Below are 17241 nucleotides of genomic sequence, written 5' to 3'. Positions count from 1 at the left end.
GCAAATAAGCCAATTAATAAAATACCATAATTTACTATAAAAGTAAAGAACAAATTTTATTTTTTATTCAAATTTGAATGATGCATTCCATATACAAAATAAATAATAATACCTATTATAAACCAAACCAACATTAGTAGTTTTGCATCAATATTTAAATTCCAAAATATTATAATTGACACTAATGCCGAAATAGCTGGTAACAAAGGATATCCTGGCATTTTAAATTTAGCTTCAGGTAGATCAATTCCTTCTCTCTTTCTCAGAGCATAAATCCCTATTGAAACAAAAATAAATGCCACTAAAGTTCCCGCTGATACTAATGTTGCAAGAAAATCGAATGGAAAAAAGGAAGCTAATATTAATGCACCTAATGAAATTGACCATAAAGCATTCTTAGGAACATGTTTAGTATTAATTTTCCCTAATTTTGGAGATAAAAGCCCGTCTCTACCAAATGAATAAATTAACCTAGATGAAGCCAATAAAATACCTATTAAAGCAGAAAATATACCTATTATAGCTACCAGAGATAATAAATTTGCTGTAAAATAATGTCCTGCTTTTCTTAATGCGAAAGCCGCTGGTTCAGCATTACCAGCATAAATACTATACTTAAACATTCCGACTAATACTAGGGAAACTAGTACAAAAAATCCTGTTCCTAAAAATAAAGTCCCTAATAATCCCTTAGGCATTGTTTTCTGTGGATTAATAGTTTCAGCTGTATTTGCTGCAATAGCATCAAAACCAACATAAGCAATGAATATTTGTGATGCACCTGCTAAAATACCCGTTAAGCCACCAAAATGTGTTCCAGCTTTATGAGCAGGAATAAATGGAACATAATTATCAGGATGGATAGCCGTTGCTCCCACTGCAATAAAAATAATAATTACTATTAATTTTAGCATTACTATTCCATTTTCTATCCTAGCAACTTGCTTTACACCTTTTGACAATAAGACAGTAACTAACAAAATTGCAAAAGCCGCTAAAACGTCAAAAATCTGTCCAGTATTAGGATTAAATCCCCCACTAAGAGCTACTGGCAAATAAATACCCATACTTTTTAAAAATCCTTGCATATAAGCAGACCAACCTGAAGCAACAAACGCTACAGAAATAAAATATTCTGCTAATAACGCCCAGCCTGCAACCCAGCCAAAGAATTCCCCAAAGAGTACGCTTATCCATGAAAAAGCAGATCCAGCAAATGGCAAAACAGAAGCCATCTCGGCATAAGCAAGTGCCGAAAGTCCAGCACCTATTGCTCCTATAATAAATGCCAACGGAACAGCAGGACCTGTATATTCAGCAGCTACAATACCTGGTAAAGTGAATATGGCAGTACCTACTACCATTCCAGTTCCCAAACCAATTAAATCTAGAGTTCTTAAACTAGGACTTAATTTTGAATCTTTCGCTGCATATAGTTTAGGATTTTGCTTTTGCGTTATTTTTTTCAAAAATGTTTTCTTATTCAAGATATTAACTCCTCAAAAGTAAATTTTTCCAATAATTTAGAAATTTCTATCACTTTTCCAGGATTAAGATTATGTTCTCCTAAAGATTTTTCCATCCAACTCATATCAAACCATTCATCAAATTTATATCCACTGTTATGGAAGGTTCCTACATGTCTGTAGCCTAATTTTTCATGAAATAAGATACTTCCTTTGGTTACATACTTGCTTTCTTCACTTGGATTAGTTATACAAGCATTTACATTTAAAATACCTTGCTTCTTTAAAAGATTCTCCAAAGCTTTATATAATTGCAAACCTACCCCTTTACCTCTACTATTTTCATCAACATATATAGATGTTTCTACGGACCAATCATACGCTTCTCTATTTTTAAAAGTGTTAGCATAGGCATATCCCATAATTTTACCATCTATTTCTGCTACTATATAAGGATACTTTTTTACTATACTAGCTATCCTGTTTTTAAACTCTTCTAATGTTGGCACCGTATATTCAAAAGTAATAGCTGTATTTTCCACATATGGGCGATAAATTTGCAAAATTCTTTCAGCATCATTTAAATTAACCAATCTAATTTTAGCCTTTTCCATGAATTTCCACATCCTTATCCCGTTCAAATTCTCTTAACCATTCTTTTTCCTTATCAGAAAATTCATAATTTTCCAGCAAATCTGGTCTTCTTTGATAAGTTCTCCTTAAAGATTCTTTTTTTCTCCATTCAGCAATCTTTTGATGATTCCCACTCAATAAAACTTCTGGGACTTCCATTCCTCTAAAATTAGATGGTCTTGTATATTGAGGATATTCCAACAATCCCATTGAAAAAGAATCACCTGAAGCCGATTCATTGTTTCCCAAGACATCTGGTAACAATCTTACGGTAGCATCAATAACTACCATTGCACCGAGTTCGCCACCAGTAAGGACAAAATCACCTAATGAAATTTCATCTGTAACCTTTGCTCGTATTCTCTCATCATATCCTTCATAATGCCCACATATAAAAGTTAAATGATCTTCTTTAGATAGCTCTTCAGCAACACTCTGATCAAATTTTCTTCCAGCTGGATCAAGTAAAATAACTCTACCTAAGTTACCATTTTTCTCTTCAATATTATCTAAAGCATCATAGATTGGCTGTACTTGCAACAGCATTCCAGCTCCTCCACCGTATGGATAATCATCTACATGATTTTGTTTATTAGTAGTAAAATCCCTAAAATTTGTTACTTCTATGTCTAAAATATCTTTTTCTACTGCCTTACCAACAATTGATTCTGTCAAAGGGCCAAACATTTCTGGAAATAAACTTAAAATATCTATCTTCATTTTTAATCCAACCCATCTAATAATTCAATAATCACTTTATTTTGTTCTAAATCAATTTTTTTAATTACATCTTTAATAGCTGGTAATAAAAGATCACTTGATCCCTTACGTTTGACTACCCAAACATCATTAGCTCCAGGAGACATTATTTCTTTTATTACTCCTATATAGTTATTATCCTCACTAAAGACATCTAAACCTATAATTTGATGATGATAATAATTACCATCAGATAAACTTTCTTGCTGTTCTTCAGAAATTTCTAGTGTCTTTCCCTTTAAATTTTCTACTAGATTAATATTTTCCAACCCTTTAAAAGTTATCATTTCAAATTGTTTATGGGTTCTATAACCTTTAATTTCATAACTATTAATCTTTCCATTGTCTCTAATGTATAATATGTTTCCTGGCTTAAATCTGTCTTCAGGAAAATCCGTCTTACTAATAATTTTTAGTTCACCTTTAATACCATGTGTATTTACAATTTTTCCAACTTCATAATAATTCATTAACTCATCTCCTTAAAAATTAATAAAAACCTCAAAACAAGGTATGTACACTCCTTATTTTGAGGTTTCTTAACTTTATACTAATCAATCCACGATATTTAAGCGTACTTTAAGATTATTATCAAGTCTAATGCCGTAAACAATATTTCTAATAGCCTGAGCTATTCTTCCATGTTTACCAATCACACGACCAACATCTTCTTTTGAAACACTTAAATTAAAGTTTAAAAAATAATCATCCTGTTCAGTTTCTATTTTAACCTCATCAGGCTCAGCAACTAAAGGTTGAACAATCGTTAGAATTAATTGTTTAACATCTGTTTCTGTCATTTCTTAACCTTATTTCTTAGAAAATTTAGCTTCATGGAATTTCTTCATAACACCGTTACGTGAAAGAATGTTACGTACTGTATCAGATGGTTGAGCACCATTGTTTAACCAGTTCATAACCTTTTCTTCTTTAAGAGTAACTGTTTCTGGATCTGTTAATGGGTTGTAAGTACCAACTGTTTCGATGAAACGACCATCACGTGGAGAACGTGAGTCTGCCACAACGATACGGTAGAAAGGACGCTTCTTAGAACCCATACGCTTTAAACGAATCTTTACTGACATTAAATTTCCACCTCCTATTATTATCTCAACGTTTAATAATATACCAGTTATTTTGTCTGGTGTAAAGGAAAATTTCTTGACAGACTAAATTTTTTTATTTCCCTTTTCTTTTAAGTAGTTTTTTCAGCTTCTTTTGCTTTAATTTCTTATTTTTTCTAATCATTCTATTCATTGACATCTTAGCCAACTTACCTTGCATACCTCCACCTAAAAGGCCTTCCATACCTGAGAAGTTACCATTTGACATCTTTTTCATCATATCTTGCATTTGCTTAAACTGCTTTATCATGCGATTAACTTCCTGGATTGGTCTACCAGATCCAGCAGCTATACGGCGACGACGACTAGGATTCAATAAATCTGGATTTTCTCTTTCTTGTGGTGTCATTGAGTATACTATCGCTTTAGTGTGTTCAATGTCCTTAGGATCTACTTTCAAATTCTTCAGTGCAGGATTGTTAGCCATTCCTGGAATCATCTTTATAATATCTTCCATCGGTCCCATATTTTGAACTTGTTCCATCTGAATCAAGAAATCATTAAAATCAAAACTGTTCTCTCTCATCTTTTCTGCAAGTTCTTCTGCTTGTTTTTGATCATATTCTTGCTGTGCCTTCTCAATTAAGGTAAGCATATCACCCATTCCAAGAATACGAGAAGCCATTCTGTCAGGATAAAATACATCTAAATCCGTCATTTTTTCACCCTGACCAATAAATTTAATTGGTTTTCCAGTAACAGCTCTTATTGAAAGTGCAGCCCCACCACGAGTATCACCATCTAGCTTAGTTAGAACAACCCCTGTTACATCAAGTTGATCATTAAAACCTTTAGCAACTTCAACCGCATTCTGACCAGTCATCGCATCAACTGTTAATAGAATTTCATCTGGCTGTGCTAATTCTTTAATACTAGATAACTCCTGCATTAACTTTTCATCAATTTGTAAACGACCAGCGGTATCGATAATAACGTAATCATTTTTCTTGTCTTTAGCTTCTTCAAGACCTTGTCGTACAATCTCTACTGGATCAACATCAACACCTAATGAAAATACAGGAACATCAATATCTTTTCCTAATATTTTCAATTGGTCAATAGCAGCAGGTCTATATACGTCAGCTGCAATCATAAAAGGTCGTGCATTTTTTTCTTTTTTTAACTTGTTTGCTAACTTTGAAGCTGTAGTTGTCTTACCAGCACCCTGTAAACCTACCATCATAATAATTGTTGGAATTTTAGCTGATTTATTTAGGGGAGCGGCTTCCTCACCCATAACTTTCACTAATTCTTCATTAACAATCTTTACAATTTGTTGTGCGGGTGTAAGACTTTCTAATACTTCTGCTCCAATAGCTCTACTTCTAACGGTCTTTACAAAATCTTTAACAACTTTAAAATTTACATCGGCTTCAAGTAAAGCTAAACGAATTTCTCGCATAACTTCCTTGACATCAGATTCACTAATTTTACCTTTTCGTCTAAGTTTTCCAATTGCGTTTTGTAAACGTTCTGTTAAACCTTCAAATGCCACAATGGCCACCTACCTTTATTCTTCTAAACTTTCTAAACGATTAATTCTCGTTAATAATTCTTTGTCATATGCATAATTTTCTTCAACATACTTCAATAAATTATCTAGTTCCTCACTTTGTAGTTGGAAGTTCCTATATAAATGTAATTTACTCTCGTACTCTTCCAATATCTTTTCTGTTCTTCTTATATTATCATATACAGCTTGCCTTGAAACTTCATAATTTTCAGCAATTTCACCTAAAGAATAGTCATCTCGATAATACAATCCTATGTAGGTCATTTGTTTAGGCGTTAGCAATGGTTCATAAAAATCAAATAAAGCATTAATTCTATTAGTTTTTTCAATCGCCACTATATTTTCACCTACCTACTATTTACTTGGAGTAACTAACCCTTTGAATAATCCTACGACATATTCTTCTGGACTGAAATCACGTAAATCATCCATTTTTTCACCTAATCCCACTAATTTTACAGGTAAGTGTAATTCATTTCTTATTGCAAGTACAATACCACCTTTAGCAGTTCCATCTAATTTAGTTAGAACTATTCCTGTAACATTAGTAACATCTTTAAATTGCTTTGCTTGTGTTAAAGCATTTTGTCCTGTTGTAGCATCTAAAGCCAATAAAACTTCATGTGGTGCATCTGGAATTTCTCTTGTTATGACTCTAGCAATCTTTTCTAATTCTTTCATTAAGTTAACTTTATTCTGTAAACGACCAGCAGTATCAACTAATAAAATGTCATAGTCTTCTTCTTTAGCTTTCTTTACTGCATCAAATACTACAGCAGCAGGATCACTCTTTTCAACTTTTTTTACAACTGTTACACCTACACGTCGTCCCCATTCAGCTAACTGTTCAATTGCCCCAGCACGGAAAGTATCTGCTGCAGCTAGCATTACTTTTTTTCCTTCCATTTTATAACGATGGGCTAGTTTACCAATAGTTGTTGTCTTACCCACACCATTAACACCTACGAAAAGAAAAACTGTTGGTCCCTCGCTAGAAAAGTGTAAATTATTATCTTCCTCTTTTCCTTCGTTTTCGTAAATTTCAACAAGCTTTTCAATAATTGCATCAGAAATCTCATTTTTCTTTTTTGCATTTCTCAATTTAACTTCTTGTCTTAATTCATCGCTAATCTTCATAGCTGTTTCAAAGCCTACATCTGCTTCTATTAAAGTTTCTTCTAATTCTTCAAAGAAATCTTCATCTACATGTCTAAAATTAGCTAACAATGAATTTATCATTGCGCCAAAACCTTTTCGTGATTTTTCTAACCCTTTATCATAACGCTCTTCTTCATCACTTGAGACTTCCTCTTCAACTTTCAAGCTATCATTTTGTTCACTTGAATCATTCGAATTCTCTTCTTCAACAAATTCGCTATTATCTCCGTTTAAATCTAAGATTTCATCATTATCTTCTTCAGATTCATCACTATTTTTTTCTTGTGAATCAACACTTTGGTCAACATCTTCACTTGTTTTTTCTTCAGAAACTACATTACTATCTGAATTAGATGAGTTTTCTTCGCTCTTCATACTCTCTTCATCGTTATCAACAGTTTCTTGTTTTATTTTTTCTTCATCATCTTGACTAGAAAAAGCTTTTCTTATTCTATCAAAAAGTCCCATATTACCTCTCCTTAATCAATATCATCAAGAGCCACAGATACTATTTGTGAAACCCCTGATTCTTGCATAGTTACCCCATAAAGAACATCTGCATTTATCATCGTTCCTTTTCTATGAGTTATCACTATAAATTGTGTTTCATTATCAAATTTTTGTAAATACTGTGCGTATCTAGCTACATTTGTATCATCTAAGGCTGCTTCCGCTTCATCTAAAATTACAAATGGTACAGGTCGCACTTTTAAAATAGCAAATAATAAGGTAATGGCCGTCAATGCTCTTTCTCCACCAGAAAGTAAACTTAATTGCTGTAATTTTTTGCCCGGTGGTTGTGCCATTATCTCAATTCCTGTTTCTAAAATATTTTCAGGATTAGTTAAGCTTAGTTTTGCATATCCACCAGAGAACATTATTGGAAATACCTCACTGAAAGCTTTCGACACTTGTTCAAATGTTTTTTGGAATCTATTCTTAACTTCTAAGTCCATTTCATTCATACTTACTTCTAACTGCTCTTTTGCCGATAGTAAGTCATTTTGTTGGCTATTTAAAAATTCATAACGTTCATTGACTCTTTCATATTCAGAAATAGCACCTATATTTACTACACCTAACTCATCTAATCCTAATTTTAATAACTTGAGTTTCTTTTCAATAGTATTTAAGTCTTTTTCAGAAATTTGATGTTCTACTTCTTCAAAAGTCACCCCATAATTTTCTGATAAATCTTTTAAATTCCTATCCAAAATAGTATCACATTGACTTATACATATACTTAACTTTTTTTGTTCCTCATAAGCTGAGCGCTGAAGTTCGTTAGCTCTTGTTAATTGTTTCTCAGCTTCTTTTACTTCTATGTGTAATTGTTTTCTTTCTTCCTGTGCATCTTTTAATTTCTTCTTTATACTGTCAATCGTATTTCTTATATATTCTTGTTTATCCTTAATATCTTCTTTGGCACTTAAAGCAATTTTTTCTTTATTTTTTATTTTCGCAATAGCATCTTGCTGTTTCTTTAGTAATTCAGAAATATTTTCTTCTTGTGTCATTAATTCTTGCAACTGGAGTTTTAATCCTCTTAATTGTTCAATTATAACCGCCTCTCGTTGCTTATAACTGCTAATCTCTTCACGTTGCTTTTCTATACTATAAGAATTATGTTCTTCAGCTTTCGCTTTTTGAGTAATTAGCTGCTCTAAACTATCTATTTCTTTTGTTAAAGAGTGTAGTTTTTCTTTATTTTCTTCAAGATTTTGAGAAAGTATCTCTATATTTGTATACTTACCACTTTCCTTTAACTCTTTTAGTTTAATCGATTGGTGCTCATTTTCTATCTTAATAAGTTCGAATTTTCTACGATATTTATCTCTATCAGTTTGCAATCTATTCTTTTTAACTTGAAGGGTATCGATCTTATCTTGAATTTTTTTATATTCTTCGTGAACCTTTCCCCAATAGATTTCCATATCTTCTAATTTTTTCTTCATTACTTCGATATCGGATTGCAAATCTTCAATTTGTAATTTTTGTTCTAACAGACCTGACTTCTTTTGCTTTACAGCACCACCTGTTATAGCACCACCTGGATTCACTACATCACCATTTAACGAAACAATTCTTACACCATAATTTAATTTTTTTGCAATTTCAGTAGCAAAATCTATATTTTTAGCGATTACTGTTGTTCCTAATAAATTTTGACTCACTTTTAAATTTTCTTTAGATACTTTAACAAGCTCGCTTGCAATACCGACATAGCCATCTAATGATTCTAAAGTTACTCTATATTGTTTATTCAGCATTCTAGCTTTAACTGTTTTTTGTGGTAAAAATGTTGCCCTACCTAGTCTGTTATAAGTCAGATGCTGTATAACTTTTTTAGCTACATTCTCGTCTGTAACAATAATATCTTGTAAGTGTCCACCTAAAGCTACTTCCATCGCCTGAGCATATTCTTTAGGAATTACAAATTCTTCTGCTACAGATCCGATAATACCAGATACATTTTTACGTTCTTTTAGTACTTCTCTAGCACCTTGATAATATCCTGTATAACTATCTGAAATACTTTTTAGTGTCTCTAATTTAGTCTGTGCACGTTGATAAATATCCCATGCCTTATTTCTATTACTTTTTAACTCACTATCCTTTTTAGATAGTTCAACTTCCTTAATTTTAAGTTCTTTTAAAGTAGTAACTATTTCTTGATACTTATTATCTTTATTATTAAGAGTAGTTTTTAATTCATCTAGCTGTAGTTTTAATTTATTTTTTTCATTCGTTATATTTTGAATATTCTTATTAGTCTCAGCTTGATTCTGACTTTTTTCTTCTAACTCTTGCTCAATATAATTATTACTATTATTGACTAAATTCTTCTCTTGTATCTTTCGATTTAATTCACTTTTTAGTTTTTCTAGAATTTCTTCTGGTTCTTTTACATTATCTATTATTTTTTCTAGCTCTAATATTTTTTTAGATAGTTTTTCTCTATCATCTTCCAAATTAGCTATTTTTTCTTTAACAGATTGTTTTCCAGTTCGAATTTCAGTCAAATTATCTAGATTAGCACTATATTGCTCTTGAAGTTCAGATAATCTTTCCTTTTGAAATTTTTCTTCTTGTCTAGACATATTTTGTTGTCCAGATATTTTTTCCTCTTGTCTTACAAGTTCCGTCAATTCATTTTGTTCATTGTCAATTAAACTCTCTAATTTCTTTTGTCTAGAATGTAATACTTCTACCTGTTTACTCTGTTCAGAAGTCATTCTTTCTTTGTCAGATAAAATTTTTATAACTTTTTGTAATTCCGATTCTTTTTGCTCTTTTTCCGAACTTTTTTGTGTAATTTCTAAAACTAATCTATCTCTATTTAATAAATCATATTGTTCTTTTTGACTCAAATAATCTTTTGCCTTACTAGCCTGTTGAGCTAAGGGATCACGCTGCCTACTTAATTCAGACAGTATATCTGCTACTCTCTTTAAATGCTCAGTTGTTTCAACAAGTTCACTTTCTGCTTTTTTCTTTTCTTTTTTATATTTTAAGACTCCAGCAACCTCTTCAATTAAAATACGTCTATCTTGAGGTTTGCTATTAAAAATAGACTCTACTCTTCCTTGAGATATAATCGAAAACGATTCTCTTCCTAACCCTGTGTCGATAAATAAATCTACGACATCTTTCAACCTGACTTTCTTTTCGTTTATGAAGAATTCACTATCACCCGAACGAAAGATTCTTCTTGTAATTCTTATTTCATTTGGCTGATTATATAGATATCCATCTTCATTATCAAGAACTAATGTCACTTCTGCTCTATTTAAAGCTGCACGTGTATCTGAGCCGGCAAAAATAATGTCCGGCATTTTACTACCACGCAAATTTTTAACTGACTGTTCACCTAAAACCCAACGTAACGCCTCTGTAATATTACTCTTTCCACTACCATTCGGGCCAACAATTCCAGTTAATCCATCTTGAAAATTTATAATTGTTTTATTTGCAAAAGACTTAAAACCATTTAAAGTAAGTGATTTTATTTTCATCTGTATACAAACTCCTACTTTCTGAGTTTCTTTAAAGCTTGATATGCTGCCATCTGTTCGGCAGCTTTTTTAGTACGTCCAGTACCTTCGCCCATGACTTCATTATTAACAACTACATTCATTGTATAGACACGTTCATTATCCGGACCTGTAACATTAACTTCATTATATTTAATTTTACATTCCCCGTTTTGTTGCAAGACTTCCTGTAATTCAGTCTTATTATCCATCATATGGTCAAACCAACCCAATTCTAATTTTGGAAAAATAACCTTAGAAATAAATCTTACAACTTCATCTTTTCCTTGATCTAAATATAAAGCACCTATAAATGATTCAAAAATATCACATAACAAACTTGGACGCTGACGAGCATTTCCTTTTTCTTCACCTTTACCTAATCTAATATACTCATTAAAATGGCATTCAATAGCAAATTTACTAAAACTATCAGCTCTTACCATAGCCGCCCTTAGTCTTGACATTTTTCCTTCAGGCATTTCTGGATAATGTTCATAAATATATTCGGACACGCATAACTGCATTACAGCATCACCCAAAAATTCTATTCTTTCATAATATTTTAACTTTTTCTTTCTTTCTGGAGTTTCATTTACATACGATGCATGAGTAAATGCCGCATCCAATAAGTCTACATCTTTAAAAGTGATGTCAAAATCTCTTTTTAACATTTCTTGTAATCCTTCAATCATTAATACCTCTCCTTAATAAAATTAATAAATTTCATATTTTCCGTTATATAAAGTAATCAATCATTATACAGTGGAGAATAAAAAATTCAAAACAACTATGACTTATTTATTATACCAAAAAAGCCGGCTATATGTGCCAGCTTCCATCTTAAATTATCCTTGATGACTATATATATATTTAACAGCATCACCAACAGTATGAATATTTTCAGCATCCTCATCTGGAATTTCTGCACCAAATACATCTTCCAATTCAAGGACAAATTCCACGATATCAATTGAATCTGCATCTAAATCTTCTTGAAAATTTAAATTTTCTGTAATTTCATCTGCTTTTATTTCAAATCTATCCTCAATAATCTCAGAAATTTTTTCAAATATCTCTTTTTCTGACATAAATTTGCCTTCTTTCAAATTTTTTACTACTTGTAGTTTACTAATTTTACTATTAAATGTCTAGCTTAGTTTAGAATTATACATTCTTGTTAAAATAATCTGTAAATTTCGATAACATATCATTTTCTAGCATATCATTGATTTGTTTAACTGTATAATATACTGTTTCTGCATCTGATGCACCATGAGCCTTTACAACTGGGGCCTTAGCTCCCAATAATACTGCACCACCATATTGAGATGCACTCATTTTATTACGAATCTTCATAATACTTGGTTTTAATAATAAACCACCAATTTTTCCTAGTAGACCAGCTGACATTATAGTATCTTTTAAGAGATGCATAGCTGTACCGGCTGTACCTTCTATAGCCTTCAAGACTGCATTACCAGTAAAGCCATCTGCTACTACTACATCGCAAACACCTTTCAAAATATCCTTTGATTCTACATTACCAACAAAATTAATACTACTATCAGCTGCTATTAAATTATGTGCTTCAAGTGTTAATTTACTTCCCTTGTGTGGCTCAGTTCCATTATTTAACAAACCTATTCTTGGATTTTTAATATTTCTAACACTTTCAGCATAATATTTTCCCAATAAAGCATATTGATATAGCTGTTCTGGCTTATTATCAGCATTAGCTCCACTATCCAAAAGATTAAATGCTCCACCTTCTTTAGTTAATACTGGTAGAGTTGACAGTAATCCTGGACGAGCAATCCCTTTTATTCTACCAACAATTAATAAACCAGCCGCTAATAATGCTCCTGTATTTCCACAAGAAAATAATGCATCAGCCTTTCCTTCTTTTACAGCATATGCTGCTCTAACTAAAGAAGAATCTTTTTTTCTTCTAATTGCTTTAACTGGCTCATCATTCATGTCAATAACTTCAGTAGTTTGGATAATTTCAATATTTTTATCACTTGTCAGAATTTTTCTTATCTTCTGTTCATCACCAAATAACATAAATCTGAGATCCGGATATTTATTTCTCGCCTTTTCTACACCCTCAACTACACTTTGTGGTGCAAAATCTCCACCCATAGCGTCAACAGCAATTTTTTTCATCTTTACCATCTCCTAATCAATAATTTCCTCTTGGGTAAACTGTCTATTCAAATGCTTGATTAATTCAAAATTCTCTTCCTTTGTTTCAAAATTAGGACTAAAAACAACATTATGAGCTTCCTCTTGAGCAACTTGTAATATATTCAAATTTACTACTGGATCCCCCACTTTAAATTCAGGTAAACCTGACTGCTTTTTCCCTAGAACTTCACCAGGACCTCGCAATTCTAAATCTTTTTGCGAAATTAAGAATCCATCATTAGTTTCCGTCATTATTTTCATACGTTCTTTACCATACTCACTCTTAGGATCTGCCACTAAAATACAATATGATTCCTTACTACCACGTCCTACCCTTCCACGAAGTTGGTGTAATTGGGCTAGACCAAATCTATCTGCATCCAAAATGATCATTACAGTAGCATTAGGAACATCTACCCCTACCTCAATAACAGTCGTAGAAACAAGGATGGAAACCTCCTTATTTTTAAAAGCTTGCATGGCCTGTTCTTTTTCATTAGCATCCATCTTTCCATGTAATAATGCTACTTTTTCAGAACCAAAGTATTCTTTTGCCTTCTCAAAAACTTCTTCTGCATTTTGTAAATCTAATAATTCAGATTCTTCTACTAAAGGGGAAATAATATAGGCTTGTGTTCCTAATTCGAGCTGCCTTTTAACAAATTCAAATACATTTTTTACTTGTTTCTTCTTAACCCAGCTTGTTTTAACAGGTTGTCTCCCTTTTGGAAGTTCATCTATTATAGACACATCCATCTCACCGTACGTAGTGATTGCTAATGTACGAGGGATAGGAGTAGCAGTCATAGCTAAAATTTCAGGATTAACTCCTTTTTTCCTTAAAATTCTTCTCTGATTAACACCAAATCTGTGTTGTTCATCAGTAATAGCTAATCCTAAATTGTGAAATTCAATATTATCTTGGATAACAGCATGTGTTCCAATGACAATATCAATATCACCATTTTTTAAATGCTTTAATAATTCTCTCTTAACTTTTACTCTGCTCAATGAAGAACTTGTCATTAAAGCTACACTTATCCCATATTGCTCAAATAAATTAGCTAATTTTTCTGCGTGTTGCTGAGCTAATATTTCCGTCGGAGCCATTAATACTGCTTGAAAACCTGCAGTTACTGTAGCATACATAGCAATTGCAGCAATAATAGTCTTACCGGATCCAACATCACCTTGTAGCAATCTATTCATATGATTTGAACTTAACATATCTGCACAAATTTCATTTACTACTCTTTTTTGTGCTTTCGTTAATTCAAAAGGCAATCCTTTAATGAACTCTTTCAATTTTTCATTATTATACTTAATCCTCAACCCCATATTTTTATGATTATCCCTTTTTAAAAGTTGAAGACCAGCTTCAAAACTAAAAAATTCATCAAATATTGCACTTCTTCTAGCCAAATCTGCCTCCTTTTTCGTCGAAGGAAAATGCATATCATGAATCATTTGCTTTCTATTCTCTAAATGATATTTTATACGAATGCTTTCAGGAACAACATCTCTAATGTAGGAATTATATTCATCATATGCTTGTTTTACTAATTGCTTAACTACACTTTCCTTGATATCTTTAGACGAACGATATACTCCCACAAAATCATTAGTCTTTCTAGAGATTATCTTTATGCCAGATAAACTTTGCCTCAAAGCATCATATTTGCCATATACAGCTAGCTCTTGTCCTGTAGTTACCTGTTTTGATATCCATGGTTGATTAAAAAACGTTACACCAATCACGTCATGATTAATTAATAACTTAAAATTTAACCTACTCTTTTTTTTACCAAATCTTACTAAAACAGGTTCAGATGCCACTATTCCTTTTAGTGTAACTTTTTCTTGACTATTTATCTCTTCTAAATTTTTGACCGCAATATCATTATATCTAAAAGGATAGAATGTCAATAAATCTTCAATCGTATTAACTCCTAATTTATTAAGAGCCTGTATTTTCTTAGGACCAACACCTCGTAAAACTCCGACTGAATCACCCAAATTCACCAACATCACCCCTTTTAAAATCTACTTAAAAAGGAGCAAAAGAACTCATATCTCCCACTCCTTTAAAATAATAAAATATTTTACTCAACAGAAATTAGATAAGGATAAACAGGTTGATCTCCTTCGTGGATCTCTACTTCTAAGTCATCATCGATGTCAAGAATTGCCTGCTCAATTTCTTTAGCTTCAGCTTCATTACCATCTTCACCATAAATGATAGTTACAACTTCACTATCATCATCAAGCATTGATTCTACCATTGAAATTGCAGCAGTTTTAGAATCACTAGCAGTAACTGTAATATCTCCATCCACAATTCCCATATAATCGTCCTTTTTAATTTCCTTACCATTTAGAGTTGTATCTCTAACTGCGATCGTTACTTGACCAGATTTCACAGAAGATATATTTTCTTCCATATCTGTTACGTTATCTTCAAGATCCATATCCGGATTGAATGCAAATATTCCTGACAATCCCTCCAAAACAGATCTAGATTGTACAACCTTAACAGGAATATCTACTAATTCAGTTGCTTGCTTAGCAGCTAGGAATATATTTTTGTTGTTAGGGAAAATAATGAATTTCTTAGCTGAACTAGCAGAGATAATATCAACAAAATCTTGTGTACTTGGGTTCATTGTTTGACCACCATCTAAGATATCTGTTGCACCTAAACTAATAAATAAGTCTTTCAATCCTTTTCCAGAAACAACTGTTAATATTCCATAATCGCCAGCATTCTTTCTAGCATCAGCTAACTTCTTAGCTTCTACATCATCTTTATTATTATCTTCATCTTTTTCAAGAATAGTTTCATGTTGTAATCGCATGTTGTCAACTTTAACCTTGATTAAAGAACCGAATTCTTGGCCGTAGGATAAAACTTTGCCTGGATGTTCAGTATGTACATGAACCTTAACAACTTCATCATCCGCAATTACTAGTAAAGAGTCTCCAATTTCAGCCAAATGATTTCTAAATTTATCGTACTCAAATTCTTGGTCTACTAAGCGCCCTGCACCTAACTTTACCATTATTTCAGTACAGTAACCATATTTAATATCCTCTGTATGTAACTGACTTTGGACACTCTTATGATGTTCAGCATTTACCATTTCGTCCATTTCTTCTACATTAGGTACATGCTCATCATCGGTAATATTTCCTGATAAAGCTTCATAGAAACCTTCATATACAAATGTTAGCCCTTGACCACCAGAATCCACTACACCTACTTCTTTTAAAACCGGTAAAAGTTCTGGAGTTGTTGCCAATGCTTGCTTAGCAGCTTCATAAGTTGCTTCCATAACTTCAACACAATCATCTGTATTTTTTACTGTATTTCTAGCAGCTTCAGCAGCTTTACGAGCAACTGTTAAAATAGTTCCTTCAGTTGGTTTCATAACTGCTTTATATGCAGTCTCAACTCCACTTGTAATTGCATCTGCTAAATCTTGAGCTGTTAAATTTTCTTTTTTAGCCATACTCTTGCTAAAACCACGGAAAATTTGAGATAAAATAACACCTGAATTACCTCTAGCACCCATCAACAAACCTTTAGCTAAAGCTACTCCTAGGTCCCCTACCTTAGTAGATGTTGATTCTGAAACATATTTATATCCACTAGCTAGGGATAAACTCATATTGGTTCCTGTATCACCATCAGGAACTGGAAAAACGTTTAATGAATTAATAAATTCAGCATTTTTATTTAACTTATTAGAACTTGTCAGTACCATTTTTCGGAACTCTGACTCAGTAATCTTAGCGACTTTCAAATTAAAATTATCCTCCTTGGCAGTCTAGATTCCAAAATATATTTAATCTCCAATAACACGTACACCTTGTACAATGACGTTAACCGACTCAGCTTTAACTCCAAGCATAGATTCTAAGTTATATTTTACTTTACTTTGTACATTACGACATACTTCAGAAATTTTTGTACCATAACCTGCAATAATATAAACGTCAATAGCTACTCCATCTTCTTGTTGGCGAACAACTACACCCTTGGAATAGTTATCACGACGTAAAATTTCATTTAAATTATCACGAATTTGATTCTTACTAGCCATGCCAACAATACCGAAAATTTCAGTAGCAGCTCCACCAACAACTGTTGCAATAACATCATTGGAAATATCAATATTACCTAATTGGTTTTGAATTTTTACAGCCATAATATATAGCCTCCTTAACTGATTGGCATTCATACAAATAATTATTCTATCATATTTATGATACAATTAAAATCATCTTTAAACCAGAATATTTTATCTGATTATCAAAAAATTATCTATTTTGAAGTCATTTTATTCAAATAAAGGTGTAAAGTA

General features: G+C 32.1%; 16 protein-coding genes. All 16 read right to left on the bottom strand.

The genetic code is table 11. From position 1 onward, the window contains the following. Window positions 1-56: 56 nt before the first annotated feature. Window positions 57-1487, bottom strand: coding sequence for an APC family permease (locus PTA89_RS03555; protein ID WP_003706000.1), 1431 nt, complete (start codon window positions 1485-1487; stop codon window positions 57-59). Then, entirely contained in the window at window positions 1484-2080 is a 597-nt protein-coding gene (locus tag PTA89_RS03550; protein ID WP_147759317.1) for a GNAT family N-acetyltransferase, read from the bottom strand. The genes PTA89_RS03555 and PTA89_RS03550 overlap by 4 nt, the downstream gene beginning before the upstream one ends. After that, a complete protein-coding gene (gene trmD, locus PTA89_RS03545) occupies window positions 2067-2819 on the bottom strand; it encodes a tRNA (guanosine(37)-N1)-methyltransferase TrmD (protein ID WP_289571165.1) in 753 nt (250 codons plus the stop codon). Before trmD ends, PTA89_RS03550 begins: the two co-directional genes overlap by 14 nt. Before the next feature lie 2 nt (window positions 2820-2821). Continuing rightward, a complete protein-coding gene (gene rimM, locus PTA89_RS03540) occupies window positions 2822-3328 on the bottom strand; it encodes a ribosome maturation factor RimM (RefSeq protein ID WP_289571164.1) in 507 nt (168 codons plus the stop codon). 84 nt (window positions 3329-3412) lie between these two features. Continuing rightward, window positions 3413-3658 carry a KH domain-containing protein gene (locus tag PTA89_RS03535; RefSeq protein ID WP_003699990.1) on the bottom strand — a complete coding sequence of 82 codons (246 nt, stop codon included), beginning with the start codon at window positions 3656-3658 and terminating at the stop codon, window positions 3413-3415. A 9-nt stretch (window positions 3659-3667) separates the two neighbouring features. Next, entirely contained in the window at window positions 3668-3943 is a 276-nt protein-coding gene (gene rpsP, locus PTA89_RS03530; protein ID WP_003699989.1) for a 30S ribosomal protein S16, read from the bottom strand. A 94-nt stretch (window positions 3944-4037) separates the two neighbouring features. After that, the gene (ffh, locus tag PTA89_RS03525; protein WP_324177388.1) at window positions 4038-5477 is read right to left on the bottom strand and encodes a signal recognition particle protein; all 1440 of its coding nucleotides are present in this window, start codon (window positions 5475-5477) and stop codon (window positions 4038-4040) included. A gap of 15 nt (window positions 5478-5492) precedes the next feature. Then, window positions 5493-5831 carry a putative DNA-binding protein gene (locus PTA89_RS03520; RefSeq protein ID WP_003699985.1) on the bottom strand — a complete coding sequence of 113 codons (339 nt, stop codon included), beginning with the start codon at window positions 5829-5831 and terminating at the stop codon, window positions 5493-5495. An 18-nt stretch (window positions 5832-5849) separates the two neighbouring features. Continuing rightward, on the bottom strand, window positions 5850-7121 hold the full coding sequence (gene ftsY / locus PTA89_RS03515; protein WP_324177387.1) for a signal recognition particle-docking protein FtsY: 1272 nt from the start codon (window positions 7119-7121) through the stop codon (window positions 5850-5852). 11 nt (window positions 7122-7132) lie between these two features. Further along, a complete protein-coding gene (gene smc / locus PTA89_RS03510; RefSeq protein ID WP_324177386.1) occupies window positions 7133-10669 on the bottom strand; it encodes a chromosome segregation protein SMC in 3537 nt (1178 codons plus the stop codon). Between the two features lie 14 nt (window positions 10670-10683). After that, window positions 10684-11382 carry a ribonuclease III gene (gene rnc, locus PTA89_RS03505; protein ID WP_003699981.1) on the bottom strand — a complete coding sequence of 233 codons (699 nt, stop codon included), beginning with the start codon at window positions 11380-11382 and terminating at the stop codon, window positions 10684-10686. Window positions 11383-11535: 153 nt separating this feature from the next. Beyond that, complete coding sequence (acpP, locus tag PTA89_RS03500; RefSeq protein WP_003699980.1) at window positions 11536-11778, bottom strand: acyl carrier protein; 243 nt, start codon at window positions 11776-11778, stop codon at window positions 11536-11538. A 76-nt stretch (window positions 11779-11854) separates the two neighbouring features. Next, window positions 11855-12856, bottom strand: coding sequence for a phosphate acyltransferase PlsX (gene plsX / locus PTA89_RS03495; protein WP_081540694.1), 1002 nt, complete (start codon window positions 12854-12856; stop codon window positions 11855-11857). Window positions 12857-12868: 12 nt separating this feature from the next. Continuing rightward, window positions 12869-14905 carry an ATP-dependent DNA helicase RecG gene (gene recG / locus PTA89_RS03490; protein ID WP_268857631.1) on the bottom strand — a complete coding sequence of 679 codons (2037 nt, stop codon included), beginning with the start codon at window positions 14903-14905 and terminating at the stop codon, window positions 12869-12871. 74 nt (window positions 14906-14979) lie between these two features. Continuing rightward, window positions 14980-16680, bottom strand: coding sequence for a DAK2 domain-containing protein (locus PTA89_RS03485; protein WP_069469439.1), 1701 nt, complete (start codon window positions 16678-16680; stop codon window positions 14980-14982). Window positions 16681-16722: 42 nt separating this feature from the next. Then, window positions 16723-17085, bottom strand: coding sequence for an Asp23/Gls24 family envelope stress response protein (locus PTA89_RS03480; RefSeq protein ID WP_003701710.1), 363 nt, complete (start codon window positions 17083-17085; stop codon window positions 16723-16725). Window positions 17086-17241: the final 156 nt, after the last annotated feature.

It is taken from the genome of Ligilactobacillus salivarius, from assembly GCF_035231985.1.
Lineage (GTDB): Bacteria > Bacillota > Bacilli > Lactobacillales > Lactobacillaceae > Ligilactobacillus > Ligilactobacillus salivarius.
The sequence above is the reverse complement of the archived record's forward strand: the minus strand, read 5'-3'. Positions and strand labels throughout refer to the sequence as shown.

What these genes read in the sequence shown, in the direction of transcription:
- ftsY (WP_324177387.1), bottom strand. Translation starts at nt 7,121, where the DNA reads ATGGGACTTTTTGATAGAATAAGAAAAGCTTTTTCTAGTCAAGATGAT.
- smc (WP_324177386.1), bottom strand. Translation starts at nt 10,669, where the DNA reads ATGAAAATAAAATCACTTACTTTAAATGGTTTTAAGTCTTTTGCAAAT.
- rimM (WP_289571164.1), bottom strand. Translation starts at nt 3,328, where the DNA reads ATGAATTATTATGAAGTTGGAAAAATTGTAAATACACATGGTATTAAA.
- PTA89_RS03550 (WP_147759317.1), bottom strand. Translation starts at nt 2,080, where the DNA reads ATGGAAAAGGCTAAAATTAGATTGGTTAATTTAAATGATGCTGAAAGA.
- rpsP (WP_003699989.1), bottom strand. Translation starts at nt 3,943, where the DNA reads ATGTCAGTAAAGATTCGTTTAAAGCGTATGGGTTCTAAGAAGCGTCCT.
- trmD (WP_289571165.1), bottom strand. Translation starts at nt 2,819, where the DNA reads ATGAAGATAGATATTTTAAGTTTATTTCCAGAAATGTTTGGCCCTTTG.
- PTA89_RS03535 (WP_003699990.1), bottom strand. Translation starts at nt 3,658, where the DNA reads ATGACAGAAACAGATGTTAAACAATTAATTCTAACGATTGTTCAACCT.
- acpP (WP_003699980.1), bottom strand. Translation starts at nt 11,778, where the DNA reads ATGTCAGAAAAAGAGATATTTGAAAAAATTTCTGAGATTATTGAGGAT.
- PTA89_RS03480 (WP_003701710.1), bottom strand. Translation starts at nt 17,085, where the DNA reads ATGGCTGTAAAAATTCAAAACCAATTAGGTAATATTGATATTTCCAAT.
- rnc (WP_003699981.1), bottom strand. Translation starts at nt 11,382, where the DNA reads ATGATTGAAGGATTACAAGAAATGTTAAAAAGAGATTTTGACATCACT.
- recG (WP_268857631.1), bottom strand. Translation starts at nt 14,905, where the DNA reads ATGTTGGTGAATTTGGGTGATTCAGTCGGAGTTTTACGAGGTGTTGGT.
- plsX (WP_081540694.1), bottom strand. Translation starts at nt 12,856, where the DNA reads ATGAAAAAAATTGCTGTTGACGCTATGGGTGGAGATTTTGCACCACAA.